Here is a 22,897-nt window from a genome sequence, read left to right as displayed (position 1 = left end):
TTATTATTTTACTGGCGCTGAGTTAACAACATGGCCGTCGTTAGCGTCTCGATGCCCGACGAACTGCTCGAACGGATCGACGAGTTCTCCGAAGACCACGGTTACACCGGCCGGAGCGAGGTGTTCCGCGAGGCTGCACGGAACCTCCTCGGCGAGTTCGAGGACCGCAAGCTCGAAGATCGCGAACTGCTCGGCGTCGTCACCGTCCTGTTCAACTATGAGACCACGAGCGTCGAAGAGCGGATGATGCACCTGCGCCACGAACACGAGGGGTTGGTCGCCTCGAACTTCCACAGCCACGTCGGCGACGCCTTCTGTATGGAACTGTTCGTTCTGGAGGGGCAACTCGACGAGATCTCTGCGTTCGTGGGCAAGATCCGAGCGACCAAGGACACGCTGACCATCGACTACTCGGTGACGCCGGTCGACGGCTTCGAACCGACCTTCGAGGGCGCGTGAACGCCTCGATCCTCGCTTCGTTCCGGTCTGGCGTTGACCGGTTGATATATCTCCCTCCACGCGTTATCTGACGCCGTTCGATGTCCGCTCTTCGCGTCCTCCACGTCAGACCCGCCGACTGGTCCGGCCCCGAACTCGGTGACGGCTTCGCGGTCACCGTCGTCCATGGGATCGACGGCGCTGACTTCGAGACGGCGAGTCTGGACTGTGCCGTCGTCGAGGCGGCCCTCGGCGACGAAAACGGCCTCGACGCGGTGACGGCGCTGCGCGAACGATCGCCCTCGCTGCCGATCGTCCTCTGTACGGCGGTCGCCGACGGGACCCTCGCGGCCGCCGCCACACGGCACGGCGTGACCGAGTACGTGCCCCGAGACGGCGCGGTTCGGGTCGCCGACCGGGTGCGAGCCGTTGTCGCCGATCGCGCAGCCGGCGATGCTTCCGCGCCCGAGCCAACGGGAGAGTCGGCGGCTGCCAGCGCCGCTATCTCGGAACGCGAGCAACGCCGGCACGCGCTGACGGCGACTAACGAGGCACTGGAGTCGCTCGCGACGCTGGCGTCGCGAAACGATCTCACGCAGACAGAACGGATCCGTCGGGCTCTGGCGATCGGCCGCCAGCGTCTCGGGCTCCCCTTCGGGTACTTCACCCGGATCGACGGCTCGACCCAGCGGATCGAGGTGACGGCCGGTCGCTCTGATCTGGTCAGGGCGGGAATGTCTGCGCCCCTGTCGAAGACGTACTGTCGGCGGACGACCCAGCAGGACGGTCTGCTGACGATCGCCGACGCCGAGCGGGATGGGTGGAGCGACGACCCGGCCTTCGAGAGCTTCGGCGTCTCCTGTTATCTCGGCGGGACCGTCGTCGTCGACGGCGAGACCTACGGTACGCTGTGTTTCGCCGCGATGGATCCCCGAGACCGGTCGTTTACCGACGCCGAGAAACGCCTCGTCAACCTGCTCGTCGAGTGGGTCGGCAACGAGATCGAGCGCCACCAGCGAGAGACGGAGCTCCAGCGATACGCCGACATCATCGAGGCGGTCGACGACGGCGTCTACGCGCTCGACGACGAGGGCCGCTTTACGCTGGTCAACGACGCGATGACGGATCTCACGGGCTACGACCGCGAGACGCTGCTTGGCTCGCACACGGCCCGCATCAAGGACGATGCGACCGTCGACCGCGCCCAGTCGATCCTCGTGGAGATGCTCCGCGGGGTCCGGGCCGACGAGGAGACGTTCGAGCTTTCTATCCAGCGCGCCGATGGGACCGCCTTTCCCGCACAGGATCACATGACGATTCTGCGCGACGACGGCGCGTTCGCCGGGACTGCCGGCGTGATCCGTGACGTGACCGCACAGCGAACACGCGACGAGGCTCTGGAGGGGCTGTTAGAGACCACTCGATCGCTGATGGCCGCCCAGACACCGACGGAGGTCGCAGAGATCGTCGCCGGTGCCGCGAGCGAGACGCTGGGATTCGAACTCAATCTGGTCCGACTGCACGACCCCGTCGAGGACACGCTCGTTCCGATGGCCACGGGGGGTGACGGTGCCACCGAGATCGATCGGCCGATCCGGGACAGCGACGAGGGGTATCCCGGTGAGGCCTTCACGACCGGGGAGACGCTCGTCGTCGACGACCTGAACGACCGCGCCGGCTACGACAACGGGCCGGCGGCGTCGGCGATCTACCTCCCACTCGGTGAGTACGGGGTCTGTACGGTCGCCAGCACTGAGCCACGCGCCTTCGACGACAGCGACCGATCGATCGCCGAGATTCTCGCTTCGAACGCCGCGGCGGCGTTCGAGCGCGTCGATCGCGAACAGGAGCTGTTACGCTACGAAACGGCCGTCGAGAACGTCAACGACATGCTGTACGTCCTCGACGACGAAGGCCGATTCCAGCTGGTCACACAGCCGCTGGCGACGTACCTCGGCTTCGACCGGTCCGAACTCCTCGGGGCGCGCCCGGAGATCGTCCTCGACGACGCGACGGTCGGCCGGTTCGAAGCCGAGATCGGATCGCTCCGCCGTGGAGACGCCGACCACGCAGACGTACAGACCGAGCTGTCGACGGCAGACGGCAACGACCGACCGGTCGAGATCGAAATCTCGCTCATCGCCGGTGAGGGTGCGTTCCAGGGAACCGTCGGCGTCGTCCGCGACCGGACGGAACTCCAGCAGACCCGCGAACGGCTCCACCAGGAACAGACTCGCTTTTCTTACCTCTTCGACGCGCTGCCGGACCCGGTCGTGGAGGCGGAGCTGATCGACGGCGAGCCGGTCGTTCGATCGGCCAATCCCGCGTTCGCCGAGACGTTCGATCTCGGCGACTCGTCGCTGTCGGGTCGGACGCTCGGTTCCCTGCTGCGGGGGCCGGACGACTCGGAGTCGACTGATCCCTCGCTGTCTGCGGTCGTCGACGGCGAGTCCGCCCAGGGCGAACTCAGACGCTGGACGGCCGACGGGTTCCGAGACTTTCTCTTCCGAGCGGTCCCCTATCAGCGGGGCGACGGCCGGCAGTTCGCCTTCGGTATCTACACCGACATCACAGAGCAGCGCGAGCGCCAGCGGCGGCTCGAAGTCCTGAATCGCGTGTTGCGCCACAACCTCCGCAACGACATGACCGTCATTCTGGGGACGGCCGAGGAACTGGTCGGCCGCGCCGACGACGAGGAGAAACGCACCCTCCTCAAACGACTCCTTCGAAAGGCCGAGGGCGTCGTCTCGCTGTCGGACCGGGCCCGCGAGATCGAGGCGGCCGTCCGCCGGGACCCCGCGACGACGGACTCCGTCTCGGTACCAGACATCGTCGAGAGCGTCGTCGACGAACTCGCGACCGAGCACCCCGAGGCGACGCTCCGGACCGACTGTGAGCCCGTTCCACCCATCGCGGACCCGCGGCTCCGAACGGCGCTGTACGAGACCGTCGAGAACGCCCTGGAACACAACGAGGCACCGACCGTCTCCGTCGACGTGACGGCCGACGCCGAGAGCGTCTGTATCCGGATCGAGGACGACGGCAGCGGCATTCCGGCGGACGAACTCGCCGTCGTCACCGGCGACGCAGAGATCACGCAACTGACACACGGCACCGGGCTGGGCCTGTGGCTCATCACGTGGCTGATCGAGTCCTACGGCGGCACCGTGACCTTCGAGAACACTGCCGGAACGACGGTGACGCTCCGCGTGCCCCACACAGACCGCTGAACCTACAGGGCCTCTCGGATCTCTCGGGCCAGGGCCGCGTACTGCTCGGTGCCCGTGCTCTTCTTGACGAACGCGGTCGGGCAAGCGGCCGCCGCGTCGTCGATGTCGCCCTCGTCGCGGCCGGTAAACACCAGAAACGGGATCTCCGGCCGACTCGCGCGGATCTCCTGACAGAGTTCGAGTCCGTCGAGTTTGGGCATCGTCAGGTCGCTCACGACGGCATCGAAGGAACCGCCACGCACCGCCTCGAGAGCCGCTTCCGGATCGCTCTCGGTCGCGACCGTCAGTCCGTCCTGTCTCCCCAGAAATGCCTCGGTGATCTCGAGTACGTCTTCGTCTTCGTCTACGATCAGGACCTCGATTGCCATCGTCACATGTGAATGGTACACACTGGGTTAAACCCCAGGGTCGCGGAGTCTCTTCCTGCCGGCTGTCGCTTTTTGGGGTGACTCGCCACCACGCGGTGACGAGAGCGGTCACGCTGTCTGTCCCCAGTATCACCGCATCGCGGCCAGGTCCTCGAACACGTCCCGGTCGGCACTCAGCCAGGTGGTCGTTCGCTCACCCTCCTCGACGCTCCGGGGCGACACCGTACAGCGATCGGGAGCGTCGTCGTACTCGACGACCGTCGCTTGCAATTCCAGGGCTCGACCAGCGCATGCCGTCGCGCGGGTGCCGTGCAGGCTCATTCAGTTCGGCACTCATAGCGGAAGGCAAAAACGGCTACTAAGAGTGCTATCGAGAGCTATAGTCGCTATTGACCACGCCGACGGATTGTCGTCGGTGGCTCCGCCCGTCCGCGCCGTCGTTGCCGATCAGGCCGTCGCGCCGGTGTCGACTTCGCCGTCGATGCGGACGAAGCCGTACTCACACTCCTCGCAGTGCCACTTCGTCTTCGTCCCCAGATGCATGGTCGTACTCGCGACTTTCCAGAACGTCCGGTACTCCTCGCACTCGGGACAGTAGTGCTCAAGGTCCATTGCCATACGACCGGCTTTTTCGCGGGTGTAATTGAAGCTCCCGGTTCTCGATCGATAAACGAATATCCGCGATATCGAATCGATGGCCGATAGCCTCGGGATGCGCCGCTGGGAAGCTCGAACGCGAACGCAGAAACCGGGCTGCCTGGTCAGGCGTGCTGTTCGATCGCGTCGCCGAGTTGCTCTCGCACGGCCGCGCGATCGGTCGACGTGATCGTCACCCGAGTCGTCCGTTCGTCGGTGTCTGTCATCTCGCTCAGCAGGCCGCCCTTGCGGTCGATCTCGACGAACAGCTCCAGTTCGTCGGGGCCGGGTCGGGCGACGAGTTCGACCTCGTCGAGGTCGCCACGGAACTGGCCCGACTGGACGCGGAACTCGAACTCCTGAACGAACCGGCTCCCGGTGTAGCGCCCGTATGGGTCGGCCTCGCACTCGGCGGTGTGGAGGGTAAAGCCCAGCTCCTCCATCGCGTCGAAGACGGTCTGGAGACGGTCGGTCGGGCGCACGTCGAGGTAGTCCGTGTCTTCGGGGTCGACCGCGAGGTCGATGTCCAGTTCGGTCTCGATCCACACGTCGACGTTACCGATCGTCACCGGCGTGTCGTACGGCACGTCGATCGATACGTCACGGGTCTCCTCCTGATCGGGCTCGATCGTCAGCCCTTCGGCGAGAGTGAAGCGGTCGACGTCGACTTCCTCGTATCCCTCGTCGGTCAGGTACCTGGTCTCGATCTCGAAGCGGATCGTCCCGATCTCCTGTTCGGCGTTGCCGCCGACGATCTGTACTTGCGCGTCGACTGTCTCGCCCGGCTGGACGGTCTCGGAGGGCAGGACTGTGTCGACGGAGGCGTTACCGATTCCGATACTCGCGAGGACGTTCTTCATGGCTCCGTCGGAGATGCTGCGTCGTTCGACATAAACTTCGTGTCGGTGGCGATGTGCGATCCGGGTGCATTCACTATCGCGGATACTCGTTTATCGATCGCTGCCCCGGGCGGCTATAAGTCACTGGCCGCCCCAGCGTCGACCATGACGATCTACACGGGCCGTGGCGATCAGGGCCAGACCGACCTCCGGAACATGGAGCGGGTTTCGAAGGACAGCAAACGGATCGAAGCCTACGGCACCGTCGACGAGGTCAACGCGCTCGTCGGCGTCGTGCGGCCGACCGGCCACGACGACATCGACGAGAAGCTCCGGGCGATCCAGAACCACCTCCACGTCGTCCAGGCCGACTTCGCGAACCCTGCGCCGGAGGACGACGATCCACAGATCGGCGAGCGCCACGTCGAGACCCTGGAGTCGTTCATCGACGAGGCCGACGCCGAACTGGAGCAGCTCACGCAGTTCATCCTTCCCTCCGGCTCCGAACCGGGCGCGAAACTTCATCACGCTCGTGCGGTCTGTCGGCGCGCCGAACGGCGGGCGGTCTCGTTCTCGGCCGAAGAGCCGGTCAACGAGACCGCGATCGTCTATCTGAACCGACTGTCGGACGCGCTGTTCACGCTCGCGCGGCTGGTCAACAAACGCGAGGGTGTCCGCGAGGAGAATCCCGAGTACTGACCGCCGCTGCCGGCGTGGCCCGCTCGTCGGCGGTCGTCCTCACGGCTGCGGATGGAAACGCCTTTGATCCGGACAGACACACATCCGAGCATGAGCAACGGGGACGACGACGGCGAGGACGCTGCACTCGACGTGACTCTCGACAGTCGCCTCGACGACGCAGCCGAGGCCCTCGAGGCCGCAACGACCGAGTCGGCACTGGACGACGTCGAGGCGACCCTCGACGAGATCGAATCGGACCTCGAAGACGCCGAGCTACCGGAGCCCGACGAGGACGACGAGGACGCCGAGGACCCGCGCGAGCAACTGGAGTCGCGCCTCTCGGAGCTGCGCGACGACCTCGAAGATCAGCGCGGCCCCTACGTCGAGGACGTTGCCGAGACTGTCGATTCGGCGTCCTCGACCGTCGCGGACAGCGAGTGGACCGACGACGGGGAACGAGAGGCCGTCGCCGCCGTCGAGTCGTTCCTCGACGCTGCTGGCGAGCACTACGACCTCGACGCCGACGCGGGCGACACGCCCGAGAGCGCGTCAGACGCGCTTGCCGACGCCGCGACGGCGCTCGAAACGTCCGGCCTCGACCCCGACGAAGACGCCGACGCCATCGCCGGACTGGTCGAAGCCGCGGCCGCGCTCGAAGACGATCTCGACGCCGCGGAGACGTGGGACGATCTCACCGTCCAGGAACAACTCGACGCTCGGGGCTTCTACGACGTGCTGGACAACGAGAACCGCAAGGACTTCCCGCCGGAGTGGTCGGCCCTGAAGATCTACGCCAAGCAGGGCGAGGTCGAGCCGATGCTGTTCGCGCTGGGGAAGCTGGACGACTCGGAGTTCATGGAGGAGTACGTCCTCGATCAGTTCCTCCACATGGGCAGCGAGGCGACCGACGCCTTCGAGGAGCTCCACCAGCGCGCACAGAAGCGCGACAAGCTTCCGATCCGGATCCTCGGAAAGATGGGCGACGAGCGTGCCGCCGACACGCTCCACGACTTCATCGAGGGCGACGGCGATCCGGCGCTCCAGAAGGTGACGCTGCGCGCGCTGGGTGAGATCGGTAGCGCCGACTCCGTCCAGCCCGTCGCCAACCGGCTCGTGGCCGAGGACGACGAGGTCCGCTCGGTCGCGGCCCGCGCGCTGGGCCTGCTCGGCGACACCCGCGCGATCGAGCCGCTCGCCGACGTACTCGGCGAGGACGATGTCGACTCCGTTCGGGCCTCTGCCGCGTGGGCACTGCGCCAGATCGGCACGGCCCGCGCGCTGGACGTGGCCGGCGAGTACACCGACGACGAGGCCTACCTCGTCCAGGCCGAGGCCGAGAAAGCCGCCAGCGTCTGAGCGTCTCGCCCGCAGTTTATCAGGGAAGACGGCCCATCCCGTCTCGATGGTCCGTTTCGCCCCGCTCCTCTGTGTCTGCTGTCTGTTCCTCGCAGCGAGTGCTCTCCCGGCCGTCGCACAGGACGAGACGGCACCGTCTGATCCGCACCCGGAGATCGTCGCCGCGTACCCGGACCCGATCGCCGACGGCGACGCGGGCGAGTTCGTCGTCCTCCGGCTCCCCGCCGAGATCGATCTCGCCGGCTACGTCTTCACCGACGGCGACACGACCGTCTCGCTGTCGAACGTCTCCCGGCGCGGGCGGGTCGCTCTCTCTGCCGGACCCGATCGCGCTCGCAATCACACGGCCGCGCCGGTCGTCGCGGTCGATCGACTCGGACTCGCCAACAGCGGCGAACACCTCCAGGTGCGTCGGAACGGCACCGTCGTCGACCGAGCCGTCTATCGCGACACGGCGGCGGGCGAACGCGTCACCTGGAACGGGACCGAGCCCGTCTGGCGACCGATCGGTGCGACGAACCGGCCAGTGGTGTCGGCGGACGGCGGCCACGTCCGTGCGTTCGTGCTCCCGGACGGTCCCGCCGTGCCGATCCAGACGTTGCGTGACGCCGACGACCGCCTCCTCCTGGCGGGATACACACTCACCTCCGACCGGGTCACCGACGCGCTCGTCGCGGCACACGAACGGGGCGTCACGGTGCGGGTCCTGCTGGAGGGCGCGCCGGTCGGCGGGCGCACGCGCCAGGGCGCACAGCGACTCGACCGTCTGACCGAGGCCGGCGTCGAGGTCCGACTGATCGGCGGCGAGTACGCACGCTACGACTACCACCACGCGAAGTACGCGGTCGCCGACGAGCGCGCGCTCGTCCTCACCGAGAACTGGAAGCCGAGCGGGACCGGCGGCCACAGCAGCCGCGGCTGGGGTGTCCGAACGAACCAGTCCCGCGTCGTCGACGGCCTCGTTGCGACGTACCGGGCCGACGCCAGCGGTCGCGACGCGCGCCCCTGGTCGCAGTTTCGCCGCGGCCGCTCCTTCGAACGGGGCGCGGTCTCGAACGCGAGCTACGAGACGACCGTCGCTCCCGAGACCGTCCCCGTCGAGGAGACGACGCTGCTGGTAACTCCGGACAACGCCGAGCCGCGACTGGTCGATCGGCTGGACGGAGCACAGAGCTCGATCGACGTGATACAGGTGTCGGTGGGCTGGGACAGCACCCTCGCGGCCGCGCTCCGTCGCGCCGCCGACCGCGGAGTCCGCGTTCGCCTCCTGCTGTCCAGCGCGTGGTACGTCCGTGAGGACAACGAGCGGCTCGCCGAGCGCTTCGAGGAGTGGGCCAGCGCCAACGACGCGCCCCTGTCAGTTCGCCTCGCCGACCCTGCGGGACGCTACGAGAAGATCCACGCGAAGGGCGCGATCGTCGACGACCGCCGCGTCGTCCTCGGGAGCCTCAACTGGAACGACCAGGCGGCCGCGAACAACCGCGAGACCCTCCTCTTGCTGCGTGGCTCTGCGGTGGCCGACTACTACGGGACGGTGTTCGACGCCGACTGGCGGGGCGGTCGCTCGCCGCTGCCCTACGGATTGCTCGCGGCGGTCGCTGGCTGTCTCGGACTGGCCGCGATCGTCGGCGGGAAAATCAGGTTCGAACGGCGATAGGTCAGTCCTGGCTCAGCACGCCCGTACTCTGTAGCTCCTCGTCGATTTCGGCGTCGGCCATCTTCTCGACCAGCGCGTCGATCACCTGCTCGCGCATCCCCTTGACGAACTTGATGGAGCCGACGACGAGGTGGCCCCCGCCGCTGACGCCGCCGCCGTCGATCTCGTCGGTCAGCTCGGTGACGTACTCCGGAATGTCGAGGCGGACGCCGTCCGAGCGGAGGACGGCGAAGTCCGGACCGTAGCCGATCGTGATGACGGGATCGCCCGTCTTCTCGACCTTGCGGTCGTGGATCTTGCCCGTGGTCTTGCCCGGCGCGGGGTAGGTAAAGCGATGGGCGTGGTGTTCCACGTCGATCTGGTAGAGGTGTGCGCCGTTGTCCAGGCGCTCGTGTTCGAGGTGGTCCATCGCGGCGTCGAGCTGGGTGTCGACGTCTCGCTCGGCCCGCGTCGAGAGGAACTCCACGATCTCCTCGTGGCGGTCGCGGTCGTCGCAGTTGACGTTCAGCGCGTCGTCGATCAGTTCGCGACCGTCGTCGTACTTGAGCCAGAAGGTGGCGTAGTCGAGTGCTTCGCCGACATCTCGGAGATCTGCCTCGTCGTAGCCCTCCTGTCGGGCCAGCTTGACGTACTCGGGCATTGCCTCCCCCTCGGAGCGGTCCGAGACGCCGGCGACCGCCGGGACGTGGCGCAGCTCGTCGGTCAGCGACGGGTCGATCATGCGGGCGAGTTCGACACACATCATCCCGGTCGTGATCCGGTAGTCCTCGTCGTGGAGGTAAGGGTTGACGTGGGCGTCGATCAGCGGCTCGACGGCTTCCGGGTCGGGGTGGTGGTGGTCGACGACGACCACCGGGATGTCGTAGTGCCGGAGGTTCCGGTAGGCCGGCGTGTCCTCCTCGGTCGAGCCGTTGTCGAGCATCAGGACCAGCGGGAGCTTCTGGCCGTGACGCTCGCGGTTCTCCAGCGCGAAGTTGAGGTCGCGGGTCACGTCCTCCAGCTCGTAGTAGGGTGCCTTGCTCGGCAGCCGCTTGAGCATGTGTCGGCCGGCCTCGTCGTCCTGGTAGTGCTGTGCGACGAACCGCTCCAGCGCGAGCTGTAGCGGGACGCTGGCACAGAGGCCGTCGCCGTCGGCATGGTGTCGCATCCGGATCGGCCGCCCTTCGAGGACGGTCCGACGGAGCTGTCGGGCCACGTCTCTGAGATCGTCCCACAGCTTCTCGAAGGCCGGCCACTCCACGAGGGGGTCGATATCTGCGGGCTCGGCCGCAGCGTCCAGCGCCTCGTCGATGTCGTCACGGACCGCCTGCTCGCGGTCGCCCTCGAGGACGGTCAGCTCCTCGACCTCGACCTGGACGCCGCCGTTGCGGCTCTCGACGCGGCCGGTCACCTCGGCCACGTCGCCGAGGTCGACGGCCGGGAACGCCCGAACGCCGGCCTCGTCGAAGGCCGCGCAGGGCACGACGCCGCTCTCGTCGCGCAGCTGGAAGATCGTCGGCCCGCCGGTCTGTTTGATCTGGAGAACTTCGCCTCGGACCGTGACGGTCTCGCCGGTCGCGTCCGCGAGATCGTCGACGACGGCGTCGGACCCGCGGCCGACCGATTCGGTCGTGTAGTCGGCGAACTGGACCTCTTCGAAGCTCACGTCGCCGTTCTCTCTGACCTGGGCGAGTTCGACGACGAGTTCGTCGCCCACGTCGTAGTCGCCGACGAGGTTCGAGTCGTGGACGAGTCCAGACAGTTCCTCGGAGAGATCGACGAAGACGCCGTACTCGACGACGCCGTTGACTGTACCAACGTAGCAGCTGCCTTCCTCGACGTCGTCGAGGGTGCAGCCGTCAGCGAGTTCGTAGACGACGGTTCCCCCGTCGGGAACCGGGGCACCCGTGTCGGTGCCGGCTGGCGGAGACATTTGACCTGTCTTGGTCGCTACCGCGCTTTTATGCTTCGGTATCGGCGCGTCAGCTAGCAGCGGCTGAGTCCCGGGTGATTGATGATGCTGACACACCGAACACAGTGCGGAAGGGCTCGAAAGCCGAGCGAAGTCTTTCGGTGTGTTCGCCGCTCGCGACGTTCGCCACCGTCCCCGACACGTTCCTCGGAAAGTTTAGAAGGCGCGATACCACACGTTCAGACATGGGCCTGTTTCGCTCGAGCGGGATCCTCGGCATCGCCGACTCCGCGCTCGAGTTCGCCCTCGCGGCGTCGGAGGAGAGCCACCCCAACGAGTACATGGGGATCCTGCGCGGCGAGGACGCACGCAAACTCGGGCTGGACGAGGACGGCACGGTACTGTCCGACGTGCTCGTGATCCCCGGAACGGAATCGAACCCGGTGAGCGCGACGCTCAAGACGAGCATGGTACCCAACGACCTGCGGGCCGCGGGATCGATCCACTCCCACCCCAACGGCGTGCTCAAGCCGAGTGACGCCGACCTGCAGACGTTCGGCCGCGGCGACGTCCACATCATCGTCGGCGCTCCCTACGACAAGGGCGACTGGCAGGCGTTCGACAACGAGGGCCAGCCGATCGAACTCGACGTGCTGGACGTGGAACCGCCCGAAGAGGAGTTCTTCGACTTCACCCAGGCGGACATCGACGCCGAGTTGCGGGAGGACGAGTGGTGACCCGCGACGTCGTCGCCCAGGGGACATTCGACATCCTCCACCCCGGCCACGTCCACTACCTGCGCGAGGCGAAGGCGATGGGCGACCGACTCCACGTCATCGTCGCCCGCAGCGAGAACGTCACGCACAAAGCGCCACCGGTCGTCCCCGACCGCCAGCGCGTCGAGATGGTCGAGGCGCTCGATCCCGTCGACTACGCCCGACTGGGCCATCCTGAGGACATCTTCGTCCCCATCGAGCAGATCGAACCCGACGTGATCGCGCTGGGCTACGACCAGCACCACGAGGTCGAGGGGATCGAGACGGCGCTCGACGAGCGCGGCCTGGACTGCGAGGTCCGCCGGGCCGGGCCGCGAAAAGCCAGCGAGGAGGAGATCCTCTCGACGGGCTCGATCATCGAGAAGATTCTGGACGAACGGAGCTGACTGGATCGAGGTCGTCGTTCTCAGTCTCGCGCACAGCGGCTGATCCGTGAGTGTGCGCATCGACCTTTTCTGCGTCGGGTTTCCTCACTCGCTGCGCTCGTTGCGGGAACCTCTCCTCGAAAAACGTCGGTGAAAAAGGCCGACGGCTCGACCACTGGTCTCGCCGTCGGTGAACTGCGCTCGCGCCTTTTTCACCACCGGGAGAGCAAGCTCTCTCGAGCCGTTCAGGAGGACCACGTTTTTGCGCAAGCGGTTCGCGAGCACAGCGAGCGAACCCGCAGCAGAAAAAGGTGCTCTTACAGCAGGCCGGCGTCGTCGAGTCGCTCGACGGCCGTTTCGAGTCGTTCCTTGCTGTTGGCGTAGGAGATGCGCGCGTACCCGGGCGTCCCGAAGGCGTGGCCGGGCACGGTCGCGACGTGGGCTTCCTCGATGGCTTCCTCGCACCACGCGTCGTCGTCGCCGTCGGGCGCGACCTCGGGCATCATGTAGAAGGCTCCCTGGGGGTCGGGGACGTGGACGCCTCGCTCCTCGAAGAGGTCCTTGAGGAAGGTCCGGCGCTCGTCGAAGGCCTCGACCATCTCCTGGACTTCGTCCTCGGTGTTGCGGATCGCCTCGACGCCCGCGTGCTGGACGAAGTTGACGGCACAGGAGACCGAGTGGCCGTGGACCTTCCCGGCCTCGTCGATCAGCTCTTCGGGGCCGGCGAAGTAGCCCAGCCGCCAGCCGGTCATCGAGTAGGCCTTCGAGAAGCCGTTGAGCGTGATCGTCCGGTCTTCCATGCCCTCCAGCGTCCCCAGCGAGGTCGCCTCGCGGCCGTCGTAGGTGATCTCCTTGTAGATCTCGTCGGAGATGACCTGGAAGTCGTGCTCGATGGCCAGGTCGCGAACGCCTTCGAGGGCCTCGTCGGTGTAGACCGCACCGTGGGGGTTGCCCGGGGAGTTGACGACCAGCAGTTCCGTGTCGTCGCTCACCGTCTCGGCGAGGTCGTCGAGCGCGCCCGCGAGCTGGAAGTCGTGGGCCGCGGTGTCGACGCGTTGTAGCGAGCCGTCGGCGAGTTTCACCATCGCCTCGTAGGAGACCCACGCCGGGTCCAGCAGGACGACCTCGTCGCCGTCGTCGATCAGCGTCTGGAAGATCTCGTAGAGGGCCTGCTTGCCGCCGGGCGTGACCATGAGGTTGTCCTCGTCGTACTGGGTCAGCCCGTCGTCGTGGAGCTTCTCGGCGATGGCCGTCTTGAGCTCGGGGATGCCACTGGTGGGCGTGTAGCCCGTGTGGCCGGCGTCGAGGGCCTCCTTGGCGGCGTCTTTGATGTTCTCGGGCGTGTCGAAGTCCGGTTCACCGACGCTCAGGTCGACCACGTCGACTCCCTGGGCCTCCAGTTCGGCGGCCTTGTTGCTGATCGCGAGCGTCGCGCTCGGTTCGACTCGTCCTACACGTGCGGCGAAGTCCTGTGTCATTGTAGTACTCTCTGTCGTTGTCGTCGCTGCGCGCTCACTGTCGCAGTTCCGTCGCGAGCGAGACGGCACTGTCGACGGCGTCGCCGCCTTTGTCGGTTCGTGCCGTCGCCTCGTCCTGGCTCATGCCCGGGCCGATGACGCCCATCGTCACTGGGGTGTCGCGGTCGAGGCTGACCCGCGTCAGTCCCTGCGCGGCGGCGTCGGCGATGACCTGATCGTGGTCGGTGTCGCCGGTGACGATCGCGCCCAGCACCGCGACGGCGTCGATGTCGTCGCGCCGTGCCAGCCGGTCTGCGGCCAGCGGCGTGTCGTAGGACCCCGGCACCTCGCGGGTCGCGACGATCGTCGCGTCCTGGCCCTTTGCGGCCTCGCGAGCCGACGCTTCCATCGCTTCGATAACCTGCCCGTGTTTGTCGTACTGGGCGACGACGAGCCCGAGCTGCACCATACCCGAGTGGCGAGTGGGAGAGCTAAAAGAAGTACCGCTTACGGCCGAGTCCGCGACGATCGGCGGCGTCGATCTACCACGAACCAGAAGTATTCTAAACGGCCCTCGTTTCAGTGGCCGGTATGCATTCGTCGGGCCCCGACACCGACGCCGAGCGCCCTCCACAGGAGACCGACGGTGGTGCCGGCGACCCCAGCGACGACGGCCGATCGCTCCGGACGCTGGCGACGACGACTGCCGGTCTGATCCTCGCGGTGACGATCCTGGGTCTCGTCCTCCGGCTGGCCTTCCTGGGTGATCGCATCGCCCACTGGGACGAAGCGCGCGTCGGCTACTGGATCACCTACTACGTCGAGACGGGGTCGTTCGCCTACCGCCGGATCATCCACGGTCCCTTCGTCCAGCACGTCAACGGCTGGCTGTTCCCGCTGGTGGGTGCCAACGACTTCACGATGCGGCTCCCGGTCGCGCTGATCAGCGCGACGCTCCCGCTGTCGGCGCTGCTGTTTCGCGAGCACCTCCGCAGGGTCGAACTGCTCGCGATGGCGCTCTTTCTGGCCGTCAACCCCGTCGTCCTCTACTACTCGCGGTTCATGCGCAGCGACCTGCTGGTCGCGACGTTCATGTTCTTCGCGCTGGGCGCGCTGGTGCGGTTCTACGACACGCGGCGCTGGCGCTACGTCTACGCCGCCGGGGCGCTGATGGCGTGTGGCTTCGCCTCGAAAGAGAACGCGATTCTCTACGTGCTGACGTGGCTCGGCGCGGTCGGTCTGCTCGCCGACCAGGCGCTGTATCGCCCCCGGAACGACGCGAGTGGCGCGCGGCTCCTCCTGGCGAAACTGCGGGCGCTGGCCGGTCGCGTCCGCGGGGGCGCGCCGACGGACGGCGGTTCCCCGTCGGAGCGGTCTCCGGGCTGGCGCTCCCGAGGCGGGCGGATACTGCTACATCTCGTCGGCGTCGCCGCGGTCTTTCTCGCGCTCAGCCTGTTCTTCTACGCACCGCGAGGCGCGGGCGAGGCGGGACTGTACCACCCGCCGGGGACGACAGAGCAGGTGATGCTCTGGCAGGCCGTCGGGGACCCGGCGCAGTTGCCGACGCTCCTCGAAGAGACCTGGGCCCACGTTCGGTTCGAGTACGGCGAGTGGTTCGGACAGGCCGGCGAGAGCGGCGAGGAGAGCATCGCCAGCACGTACGTCGAGTATCTCGGCCGGTTCGTCCGGGTCATGGGGCTGAAGGCAGCGCCCCTGACGGTGCTCTCGGTCGTCGGGTTCGCCGCCGAGCGATACGGGCGCGCGGAGAGCCGGAACCTCGTGATGCTCGCCGGCTACTGCGGGTTCGTCTCGGTGCTTGGCTACCCGCTGGGGACGGACATCTTCGGGGCCTGGCTCGTCGTCCACGCGCTCGTCCCGCTCTCGATTCCGGCCGCCGTGGGGCTCGCCCGGATCGTCGACTGGGCGCGGGGCGCGTTCGTCGCGGACGACGCGGTCGGGCTCGCGACCGCCGCGGCCGTTCTGCTGCTCGTCGGCGGCGCGACCGCGGGCGTCGTCACGAACTCGGTGTACCTCGACGACCAGTCCGAGGACAACTATCTGGTACAGTACGCCCAGCCCGGCGACAGCCCGCGGGCCGAACTCGAAGCGATCGACCGGGCGGCCGACGACGACCGACCCGGGCCGGACGTGTTGCTGTTCTACGGCGAGGAGGGGGACCGCTGGGCCGACGACGAGGCCCTCGTCGAGCGGGACCGGGCCGGCTGGAACCGCTCGAAGTTCAACTATCGACCCCTCTGTAGCAAGTGGTTCAACGCGCTGCCGCTGCCCTGGTACTTCGCCACCAGCGACGCCGACGTGGACTGTGCGAGGACGCCCGGCAACGTCACGGACCGACTGGACGACAGGCCGCCGGCCGTCGTCGTCACGGTCGCCTCGGACCAGACGACTCCCGAGACGGCGCTGGATGACGCGTACAGCCGAGAGACCTACGAGATGCGAGCGTACGGCACGCGGATGGTGTTCTGGGTCCACGAGGACGTCGAGCGCGACCGTTCCGTGAGGCAACGCTTAAGCGGGTCGGTCGGAACCCCTCGCACATGACCATCTCGACACCAGGCGTGACGCTGGGCGTCGTCGGCGGCGGTCAGCTCGGACGGATGCTGGCGGAGGCCGCCGCGCCGCTGGGCGTCGATCTCGTCGTGACCGATCCGACCGAAGACCCGCCGGCCGGCCCGGTCGCGAGCGACGCGCTCGTCGGCGAGTTCGACGAGGTCTCGACGATTCGAGCCGTCGCCGAGCGCGCCGACTACCTCACCTTCGAGATCGAGCTGACCGACCCGGACGCACTGGAGACGGTCGCGGCCGAAACCGGCGTCCCGGTACACCCGAAGCCGGACACGCTCCGTCTCATTCAGGACAAACTCGTCCAGAAGCGCCGCCTCGGCGACGCTGGCGTCCCGGTCCCGGCCTTCCGGCAGGTCGACGACGAAGACGACCTCCGGGCGGCGGGCGAGGAACTGGGCTATCCGCTGATGCTCAAAGCCCGCGAAGGCGGCTACGACGGGCGCGGCAACTACCCGGTCGAGTCGCCCGACGACGTGACCGACGCACTCGACGCGATCCAGGGGCCGGCGATGGCCGAGGAGATGATCGACTTCGAGCGAGAGCTGGCCGTGATGGGCTGTCTTGGGGCCGACGAGCGCGACACGTTCCCGGTCACCGAGACGATCCACCGCGAGGAGATCCTCCGAGAGACGGTCTCTCCCCCGCGGGCCGACGACGACGTTCGAGAGCGGGCCAGAGCGGTCGCGCTCGACGTACTCGACGCGATGGAGGGGCGGGGCGTCTACGGGATCGAGCTGTTCGAGACGAGCGACGGCGAGATCCTGCTCAACGAGATCGCGCCCCGCCCCCACAACTCGGGCCACTGGACCATCGAAGGGTGTCACACCTCGCAGTTCGAACAGCACGTTCGGGCCGTCACCGGACGAGCACTCGGGACGACCGAGCGCCGCGGACCGACGGTTTCGACCAACGTGCTGGGCGACGTAGCGGACCGCCAGCGGGCGACACTGTCCGGCGAAGACGCGGTCTTCGAGACGCCTCGGGCACACCTCCACTGGTACGGAAAGCGCGAGGTGTACCGGCTCCGGAAGATGGGACACGTGACCCTCGTCGGCGACGGCGAGACGACGGGCGAACTACTCGCGGACGTTCGGGAACTGCGAGAGCAACTGACCTTCCAGTCTCGCTCGCAGTGAGCACTGTCCGTCTCGGTTCGTGTCGAGCGTGGCGAGGCCATGTCCAGTCCCCGCCACGGGAAGAGAGTCGTGCCGCGTGCCTCTGATAGGAACCGCACTCTCAGTTTCGTCCCGGTCGAGATAAATCTCAGTTACAGTTCCGCGAGGCGTTTTGCTAATAGTTAGTACTTTTCTGAACGGCTGTCGTACTGTCTGACATGTCCGAGTTACCAGACGACTTTCCCGAGTGGCTCACGGCGGAGCGCCACGCCCACTACACCCGGCCGCCGACGCTCGCCTACCAGCTCTCGCGCGCGTACCCCAACATCGACACCGAGTCCGAGCTGTACCGTGCGGCCCACCGGGACATCGTCCGCCAGTACGAGGCCGGCACGACTCCGGAACAGATCTTCTCGAACTTCCTGTCGATGGTCCGCGATGCCGGGGGCGTCCTCCCGGTCGCGCTGGTCGACCGCCCCGACGGTGACCGGCTCGTCGCCGACCCCGGTGGCGACACGCTGCTGGAGTTCGGTCTCGACGACGAGGAGTACATGGAGTTCCGCGAACTCTCCCGGACGGACTTCGACGACATGAGTCGCGAGGAGCTGATCGATCTCCTCGTCTCGCTCCAGGACGCCGTCGAGTGACCGGCGACGGATCGCCCACACTTACGGCCCAGCGGGACGGAGAGCCGCTCATGACAGAGCCAGAGAGCGTGCAGTCGCTGATCGACCAGCTCCGCGAGGAAGCCGAGATGGACCGCCCGGACGAGGCGACCCCCGACGTGGGGATCATCATGGGCTCGGACTCGGACCTGGCGACGATGGCCGGCGGCAAGGGCAAGCGTCCGGGTGCCTACGCCGCCCTCGCCGAGGAACTGGACTTCGCCGAACAGACCGACTTTACCGACGCGCCCGAGGCCCGCTTTACGTTCGAGTCGTTCGTCGTCTCGGCTCACCGGACGCCGGAACTGATGTACGCCTACGCCGAGACGGCCGAGGCCCGCGGTCTGGATGTCGTCATCGCGGGCGCGGGCGGGAAGAGCGCGGACCTCCCGAACATGACCGCCTCGATCGCCTACCCGCTACCGGTGATCGGCGTTCCGGTCCAGGAGAAGTCCGTCGACAGCGTCATCGGAATGCCACAGGGTGCGCCGATCACGGCGGTCGACGCCGGCAAGTCGTTCAACGCCGCTCTCACCGCGGCCCAGATCCTCTCGCGGAAACACCCGGAGCTCCGCGAGCGCCTGCAGGCGTACCACGACGAACTACAGGACGAGGTCGGCACGGTGTCTCGCGATCTGCACGAGCTGGGGACGCCGGGTTTCAAAGCCGAGTACTGGGACGAGGAGTAGGGCGGCCCGAGCGAAGCGAGTGGACGCTTTTTGACCCACGTTTTTGCGCGAGGGTACCCGCAGCGAAGCGAGGATACCCGACGCGGAAAAAGGTGGAGCTGCACGAGCTGGGGACGCCGGGTTTCAAAGCCGAGTACTGGGACGAGGAGTAGGGCGGCTGAACCGGCTCTCGACGTGTTCCCAGCACCGACGGCCGGGCGTGGCTGTCGTAGGCCACTGAAATCCCCGGAAATCACAAGAATCAACCCTTATATGCCAGCGGTCGATAGTCACAAACGATAGGAGATTCCGGAATGAGTAATCCATGGATTGCGATCGGCGCGCTCGCGCTCGTCGGCGTCCTGATTCCGTTGAGCATGATATCGGTATCGGCGCTGTTACGACCGAGCGTGCCCGAACAAGGCAAACGCGCCACCTACGAGAGCGGTGAAATCCCGACCGGCAGCAGCCAGCAGATCAGATTCAACATCCAGTACTACATGGTCGCGCTGCTGTTCGTCGTCTTCGACATCGAGACCGTCCTCATCTTCCCCTGGACGGTCATCTATCGGGACGCGGTCGGTGCCCTCGGCTACGAGCAGGTGCTGTTCCCCATGCTTCTGTTCCTCGGGGTCCTGGTCGCGGGGCTCGCCTGGGCGTGGCGCAACGGCGCTGTACAGTGGGTCAAAAGCCCGCGGGCAACTCGGCAACTGAGTACGAACAATGAGTAGTGACCAACCAACACCCGGCGACGCACAGTCTACACAGGAAGCCCGGATCGGGAGCGGTGCCGACGACCGCTTCAACTCGAAGCTTCGGGAGGCGTTCGGTTCGACGCCGTTCATCCTCACGAAGTTCGACAAGTTCATGAACTGGGTGCGCGGCTCCTCGATGTTCATGCTGCAGTTCGGGATCGCCTGTTGCAGCATCGAGATGATGCACACCTACGCGGTCAAACACGACCTCGACCGCTTCGGTGCCGGCGTCCCGCGCGCCTCGCCACGACAGGCGGACGTGATCATCGTCCCCGGGACGATCGTCTCCAAGTTCGCCCCGCGGATGAAGCGGGTCTACGACCAGATGCCCGAGCCGAAGTTCGTCGTCTCGATGGGATCGTGTACTATCTCTGGGGGCCCGTTCCAGGAGGGGTACAACGTCATCAAGGGTGCCGAGGAGGTCATTCCGGTGGACATCCACGTCCCCGGCTGCCCGCCCCGCCCCGAGGCGCTGATCTACGGCGTCGCGAAACTCCAGGAGCGGATCGCCAACGGCGAGTCCGCGCCGGTCACGGTCAAGCCATACGAGCTCGAACAGTTCGGCGACCTCGAACAGGACGAACTCGTCGACAAACTGGCCGCCGAGATCGACGAGGAGGACCTCGTGATGCGGTACAACTGGGCTGATTCGCCATGACTCGGAGGTGTCTCGCATGAGTCTCGAAGAACCTGAACCGTCGACACAGCTCGACGTCGGCGTCACGGACGACGGACTGGACTACGACCAGATCGAGGCGCTGATCGACGACTACGTCATCGGTCGCGAGAGCCACGTCAACGCAGAGGGATTCGTCATCCGACCCGACGACGTGCAGGCCGTGCTCTCGACTCTGAAGACCGAGGCCGGGTTCGACTTCTGTTCCTGTGTCACCGCACAGGAGTACCAGGACCGCTACGAGTCGATCTACCACCTCAAAAAGTACGACGACCCGACCCAAGAAGTCAGCGTCGTCGTGCCCTCGCCGCGTGACGATCCACACAACCAGTCCGGGGCCGAGGTCTTCGAGACCGCCGACTGGCACGAGCGCGAGGCCTACGACCTCGTGGGGATCGAGTACGACGACCATCCGGATCTCCGCCGTATTCTCCTCCCCGAAACGTGGCAGGGTCACCCCCTCTCGCTGGACTACAACCAGGACAAGCCACAGATCGTCCCACTGCGGGAACACGCGAACCCGCTGCAAGACGACAAGCGGAGCCCGAACGACCCGGACACGATGTTCGTCAACATCGGGCCACACCACCCGGCGACTCACGGTGTGCTCCACATCAAGACCGCACTCGACGGCGAGCAGATCGCCGATCTCGAACCCGACATCGGCTACCTCCACCGCTGTGAGGAGCAGATGTGCCAGCAGGGGACCTATCGCCACCAGATCATGCCGTACCCGGACCGCTGGGACTACATCTCGGCCGGCCTGCTCAACGAGTGGGCCTACGCCCGCGCGGCCGAGGACCTGGCGGACATCGACGTGCCGGAGTACGCGCAGGTCATCCGAACGATGGGCGCAGAGATGTCTCGGATCGCCGCACACATGCTCGCGGTGTCGACGTTCGCGCTGGACATCAACGGGGACTTCACCGCGACGTTCATGTACGGCATCCGCGACCGCGAAGTCGTCCAGAACCTCCTCGAAGACCTGACCGGCCAGCGGCTGATGTTCAACTACTTCCGGCTGGGCGGCGTGGCCTGGGACCTGCCCGAGCCCCGCGAGGAGTACTTCGAGAAGGTCCGTGACTTCGTCGACGGCCTCCCGGAGAAGCTCACCGAGTACCACGACCTGCTGACGAACAACGAGATTCTCCAGATGCGGACCGTCGACACGGGCGTCCTGCCGCCGGAAGACGCCAAGAGCTACGGTGCGACGGGCCCGGTCGCACGCGGTTCCGGCATCGACTACGACCTCCGTCGGGACGACCCCTACGGCTACTACGACGAACTCGACTGGGACGTCGTCACCGAGGACGGCTGTGACAACTTCTCGCGCCTGCTCGTCCGCATGCGCGAGGTCGAGGAGTCGGCCAAGATCATCGAGCAGTGTGTCGACCTGCTGGAAGACTGGCCCGAAGACGAGCGCGAGATCCAGGCCAACGTGCCCCGCACGCTGCGCCCGGATCCCGACCGCGAGATCTACCGCGCGGTCGAGGGTGCGAAAGGCGAGTTGGGGATCTACATCCGCTCGGACGGTACCGACAAACCGGCGCGGTTCAAGATCCGCAGCCCGTGTTTCAGCAACCTCCACACGCTGCCGACGATGTCGGAAGGCGAGTACATCCCTGACATGATCGCCTCGCTGGGCAGCCTCGACATCGTGCTCGGGGAGGTGGACCGGTAATGCAATCCGAGACGCCGCTTCCCGACACGCTCGCGAACCTGCTCGGACTGGACCCGTCGAACCCGCTGGTCCTGTTCGTGATGGCGGTCGTCGCGTCCGGTGTGATCGCGTCGGGTCTGCTCGCCCTGGTCGCCGTCTCGGGGATCTGGGGCAAGCGAAAGATCACGGCAGCGTTCACCGACCGGATCGCGGTCAACCGACACGGGCCGGCAGGCATCCTGATCATCCCGGCAGACGCGCTCCGCCTCCTCTCGAAGGAACTGATCATTCCGGAGGGCGTCGACCGTCCGGCCTGGGACCTGGGGCCGCTCATCATGGTCTTCTCGGCGCTGGCCGGCTTCGCCGTCATTCCCATGGGGAACGGCATCCAGATCGCCGACCCGGAGACGGGACTGGCCTACGTGTTCGCGATGGCCTCTGTCGCCTCGCTGGGCCTCGTGATGGCCGGCTACTCGTCGAACAACAAGTACTCGTTCCTCGGGGGGCTGCGCGCGGTCGCGCAGAACCTCGCCTACGAGATTCCGCTGATCCTGACGGGGATGTCCGTGGCGCTGTTCGCCGGGACGCTCCGCCTGAGCGAGATCGTCGCGGCCCAGAGCACGACGCTGTTTAGTCTCGGCGGCCTCGCGATCCCGTCGTGGTACGCGTTCGTCAACCCCTTCGCGTTCGTGCTGTTCATGGTCGCGAACCTCGCGGAGGTGGGACGGAACCCGTTCGACATTCCCGAAGCGCCGACCGAGATCGTCGCCGGGTGGCAGACCGAGTACTCCTCGGTGTACTTCGTGCTCGCGTACCTCTCGGAGTTCATCCACATCTTCCTCGGCGGTGCGATCATCGCGACGATCTTCCTGGGCGGTCCGGCCGGCCCGGTGCTGCCGGGCATCGTCTGGTTCCTGATCAAGATCGTCGGGATCTACCTGTTCACCCAGTGGGCGCGTTCCGCGATCCCACGGGTCCGGATCGACCAGCTCATCGAGATCGGCTGGAAGGGGCTGCTCGTGCTTGCCTTCGCGAACCTGCTCCTGACGGCCGGAATCGTCGGGGTGATCGCCTGATG

General features: G+C 66.7%; 22 protein-coding genes. 15 read left to right on the top strand and 7 right to left on the bottom strand.

The window, feature by feature from the left end:
* Positions 1–30: 30 nt before the first annotated feature.
* Both IL252_RS12025 and IL252_RS12020 read left to right on the top strand, forming a co-directional pair.
* The gene (locus IL252_RS12025; protein ID WP_015762852.1) at positions 31–459 is read left to right on the top strand and encodes a CopG family ribbon-helix-helix protein; all 429 of its coding nucleotides are present in this window, start codon (positions 31–33) and stop codon (positions 457–459) included.
* Between the two features lie 80 nt (positions 460–539).
* Positions 540–3,668 (top strand): PAS domain S-box protein, encoded by a 3,129-nt coding sequence (locus IL252_RS12020; RefSeq protein WP_208628189.1) that lies wholly within the window; start codon positions 540–542, stop codon positions 3,666–3,668.
* Positions 3,669–3,670: 2 nt separating this feature from the next.
* Here IL252_RS12020 and IL252_RS12015 read toward each other — a convergent pair whose 3' ends face one another.
* The 4 genes from IL252_RS12015 to IL252_RS12000 form a co-directional block, all read right to left on the bottom strand.
* Positions 3,671–4,036: a response regulator gene (locus IL252_RS12015; protein ID WP_208628188.1), complete on the bottom strand. Its 366-nt coding sequence runs from the start codon at positions 4,034–4,036 to the stop codon at positions 3,671–3,673.
* Positions 4,037–4,165: 129 nt separating this feature from the next.
* Complete coding sequence (locus tag IL252_RS12010) at positions 4,166–4,357, bottom strand: hypothetical protein (RefSeq protein ID WP_170093928.1); 192 nt, start codon at positions 4,355–4,357, stop codon at positions 4,166–4,168.
* Positions 4,358–4,483: 126 nt separating this feature from the next.
* Positions 4,484–4,654 carry a hypothetical protein gene (locus IL252_RS12005; protein WP_170093929.1) on the bottom strand — a complete coding sequence of 57 codons (171 nt, stop codon included), beginning with the start codon at positions 4,652–4,654 and terminating at the stop codon, positions 4,484–4,486.
* A 143-nt stretch (positions 4,655–4,797) separates the two neighbouring features.
* Positions 4,798–5,532, bottom strand: a complete 735-nt coding sequence (locus tag IL252_RS12000) for a sporulation protein (RefSeq protein WP_208628187.1) — start codon at positions 5,530–5,532, stop codon at positions 4,798–4,800.
* Positions 5,533–5,676: 144 nt separating this feature from the next.
* Between IL252_RS12000 and IL252_RS11995 the strand changes: the two genes are divergently transcribed.
* From IL252_RS11995 to IL252_RS11985, 3 genes are all read left to right on the top strand, one after another.
* A complete protein-coding gene (locus tag IL252_RS11995) occupies positions 5,677–6,210 on the top strand; it encodes a cob(I)yrinic acid a,c-diamide adenosyltransferase (protein ID WP_153553055.1) in 534 nt (177 codons plus the stop codon).
* A gap of 90 nt (positions 6,211–6,300) precedes the next feature.
* Positions 6,301–7,548 carry a HEAT repeat domain-containing protein gene (locus IL252_RS11990; protein WP_208628186.1) on the top strand — a complete coding sequence of 416 codons (1,248 nt, stop codon included), beginning with the start codon at positions 6,301–6,303 and terminating at the stop codon, positions 7,546–7,548.
* A gap of 46 nt (positions 7,549–7,594) precedes the next feature.
* Positions 7,595–9,205, top strand: a complete 1,611-nt coding sequence (locus IL252_RS11985) for a phospholipase D-like domain-containing protein (protein ID WP_208628185.1) — start codon at positions 7,595–7,597, stop codon at positions 9,203–9,205.
* 1 nt (position 9,206) lies between these two features.
* Here IL252_RS11985 and IL252_RS11980 read toward each other — a convergent pair whose 3' ends face one another.
* A complete protein-coding gene (locus IL252_RS11980; protein WP_208628184.1) occupies positions 9,207–11,117 on the bottom strand; it encodes a DHH family phosphoesterase in 1,911 nt (636 codons plus the stop codon).
* Between the two features lie 224 nt (positions 11,118–11,341).
* Between IL252_RS11980 and IL252_RS11975 the strand changes: the two genes are divergently transcribed.
* Both IL252_RS11975 and IL252_RS11970 read left to right on the top strand, forming a co-directional pair.
* Positions 11,342–11,833 (top strand): Mov34/MPN/PAD-1 family protein, encoded by a 492-nt coding sequence (locus tag IL252_RS11975; protein ID WP_153553059.1) that lies wholly within the window; start codon positions 11,342–11,344, stop codon positions 11,831–11,833.
* Positions 11,830–12,258, top strand: coding sequence for an adenylyltransferase/cytidyltransferase family protein (locus IL252_RS11970; RefSeq protein ID WP_208628183.1), 429 nt, complete (start codon positions 11,830–11,832; stop codon positions 12,256–12,258). Before IL252_RS11975 ends, IL252_RS11970 begins: the two co-directional genes overlap by 4 nt.
* A gap of 296 nt (positions 12,259–12,554) precedes the next feature.
* On the opposite strand, the gene IL252_RS11965 is transcribed toward IL252_RS11970, so the two are convergent.
* Both IL252_RS11965 and ribH read right to left on the bottom strand, forming a co-directional pair.
* A complete protein-coding gene (locus IL252_RS11965; protein ID WP_208628182.1) occupies positions 12,555–13,715 on the bottom strand; it encodes a pyridoxal phosphate-dependent aminotransferase in 1,161 nt (386 codons plus the stop codon).
* A 34-nt stretch (positions 13,716–13,749) separates the two neighbouring features.
* Positions 13,750–14,163 (bottom strand): 6,7-dimethyl-8-ribityllumazine synthase, encoded by a 414-nt coding sequence (gene ribH, locus IL252_RS11960; protein ID WP_153553063.1) that lies wholly within the window; start codon positions 14,161–14,163, stop codon positions 13,750–13,752.
* Positions 14,164–14,285: 122 nt separating this feature from the next.
* Between ribH and IL252_RS11955 the strand changes: the two genes are divergently transcribed.
* The 8 genes from IL252_RS11955 to IL252_RS11920 all read left to right on the top strand — a co-directional run bounded on the left by IL252_RS11955 (position 14,286) and on the right by IL252_RS11920 (position 22,895).
* On the top strand, positions 14,286–16,256 hold the full coding sequence (locus IL252_RS11955; RefSeq protein WP_208628181.1) for a flippase activity-associated protein Agl23: 1,971 nt from the start codon (positions 14,286–14,288) through the stop codon (positions 16,254–16,256).
* Positions 16,253–17,416 (top strand): 5-(carboxyamino)imidazole ribonucleotide synthase, encoded by a 1,164-nt coding sequence (locus tag IL252_RS11950; protein ID WP_208628180.1) that lies wholly within the window; start codon positions 16,253–16,255, stop codon positions 17,414–17,416. Before IL252_RS11955 ends, IL252_RS11950 begins: the two co-directional genes overlap by 4 nt.
* Before the next feature lie 197 nt (positions 17,417–17,613).
* Positions 17,614–18,042 (top strand): hypothetical protein, encoded by a 429-nt coding sequence (locus tag IL252_RS11945; RefSeq protein WP_170093940.1) that lies wholly within the window; start codon positions 17,614–17,616, stop codon positions 18,040–18,042.
* Between the two features lie 50 nt (positions 18,043–18,092).
* Positions 18,093–18,749, top strand: a complete 657-nt coding sequence (purE, locus tag IL252_RS11940; protein WP_208628179.1) for a 5-(carboxyamino)imidazole ribonucleotide mutase — start codon at positions 18,093–18,095, stop codon at positions 18,747–18,749.
* 293 nt (positions 18,750–19,042) lie between these two features.
* Positions 19,043–19,459: an NADH-quinone oxidoreductase subunit A gene (locus IL252_RS11935; RefSeq protein WP_015762872.1), complete on the top strand. Its 417-nt coding sequence runs from the start codon at positions 19,043–19,045 to the stop codon at positions 19,457–19,459.
* Positions 19,452–20,141 carry an NADH-quinone oxidoreductase subunit B gene (locus IL252_RS11930; protein WP_015762873.1) on the top strand — a complete coding sequence of 230 codons (690 nt, stop codon included), beginning with the start codon at positions 19,452–19,454 and terminating at the stop codon, positions 20,139–20,141. Before IL252_RS11935 ends, IL252_RS11930 begins: the two co-directional genes overlap by 8 nt.
* 16 nt (positions 20,142–20,157) lie before the next feature.
* A complete protein-coding gene (locus IL252_RS11925) occupies positions 20,158–21,840 on the top strand; it encodes an NADH-quinone oxidoreductase subunit D (protein ID WP_170093942.1) in 1,683 nt (560 codons plus the stop codon).
* The gene (locus IL252_RS11920; RefSeq protein ID WP_208628178.1) at positions 21,840–22,895 is read left to right on the top strand and encodes a complex I subunit 1 family protein; all 1,056 of its coding nucleotides are present in this window, start codon (positions 21,840–21,842) and stop codon (positions 22,893–22,895) included. The genes IL252_RS11925 and IL252_RS11920 overlap by 1 nt, the downstream gene beginning before the upstream one ends.
* Positions 22,896–22,897 lie beyond the last annotated feature (2 nt).

The sequence above is a fragment of the Halomicrobium sp. IBSBa genome, assembly GCF_017612575.1.
GTDB lineage: Archaea > Halobacteriota > Halobacteria > Halobacteriales > Haloarculaceae > Halomicrobium.
Note: the sequence above shows the minus strand (reverse complement) of the source record. Positions and strands in the feature narration are given on the sequence as shown.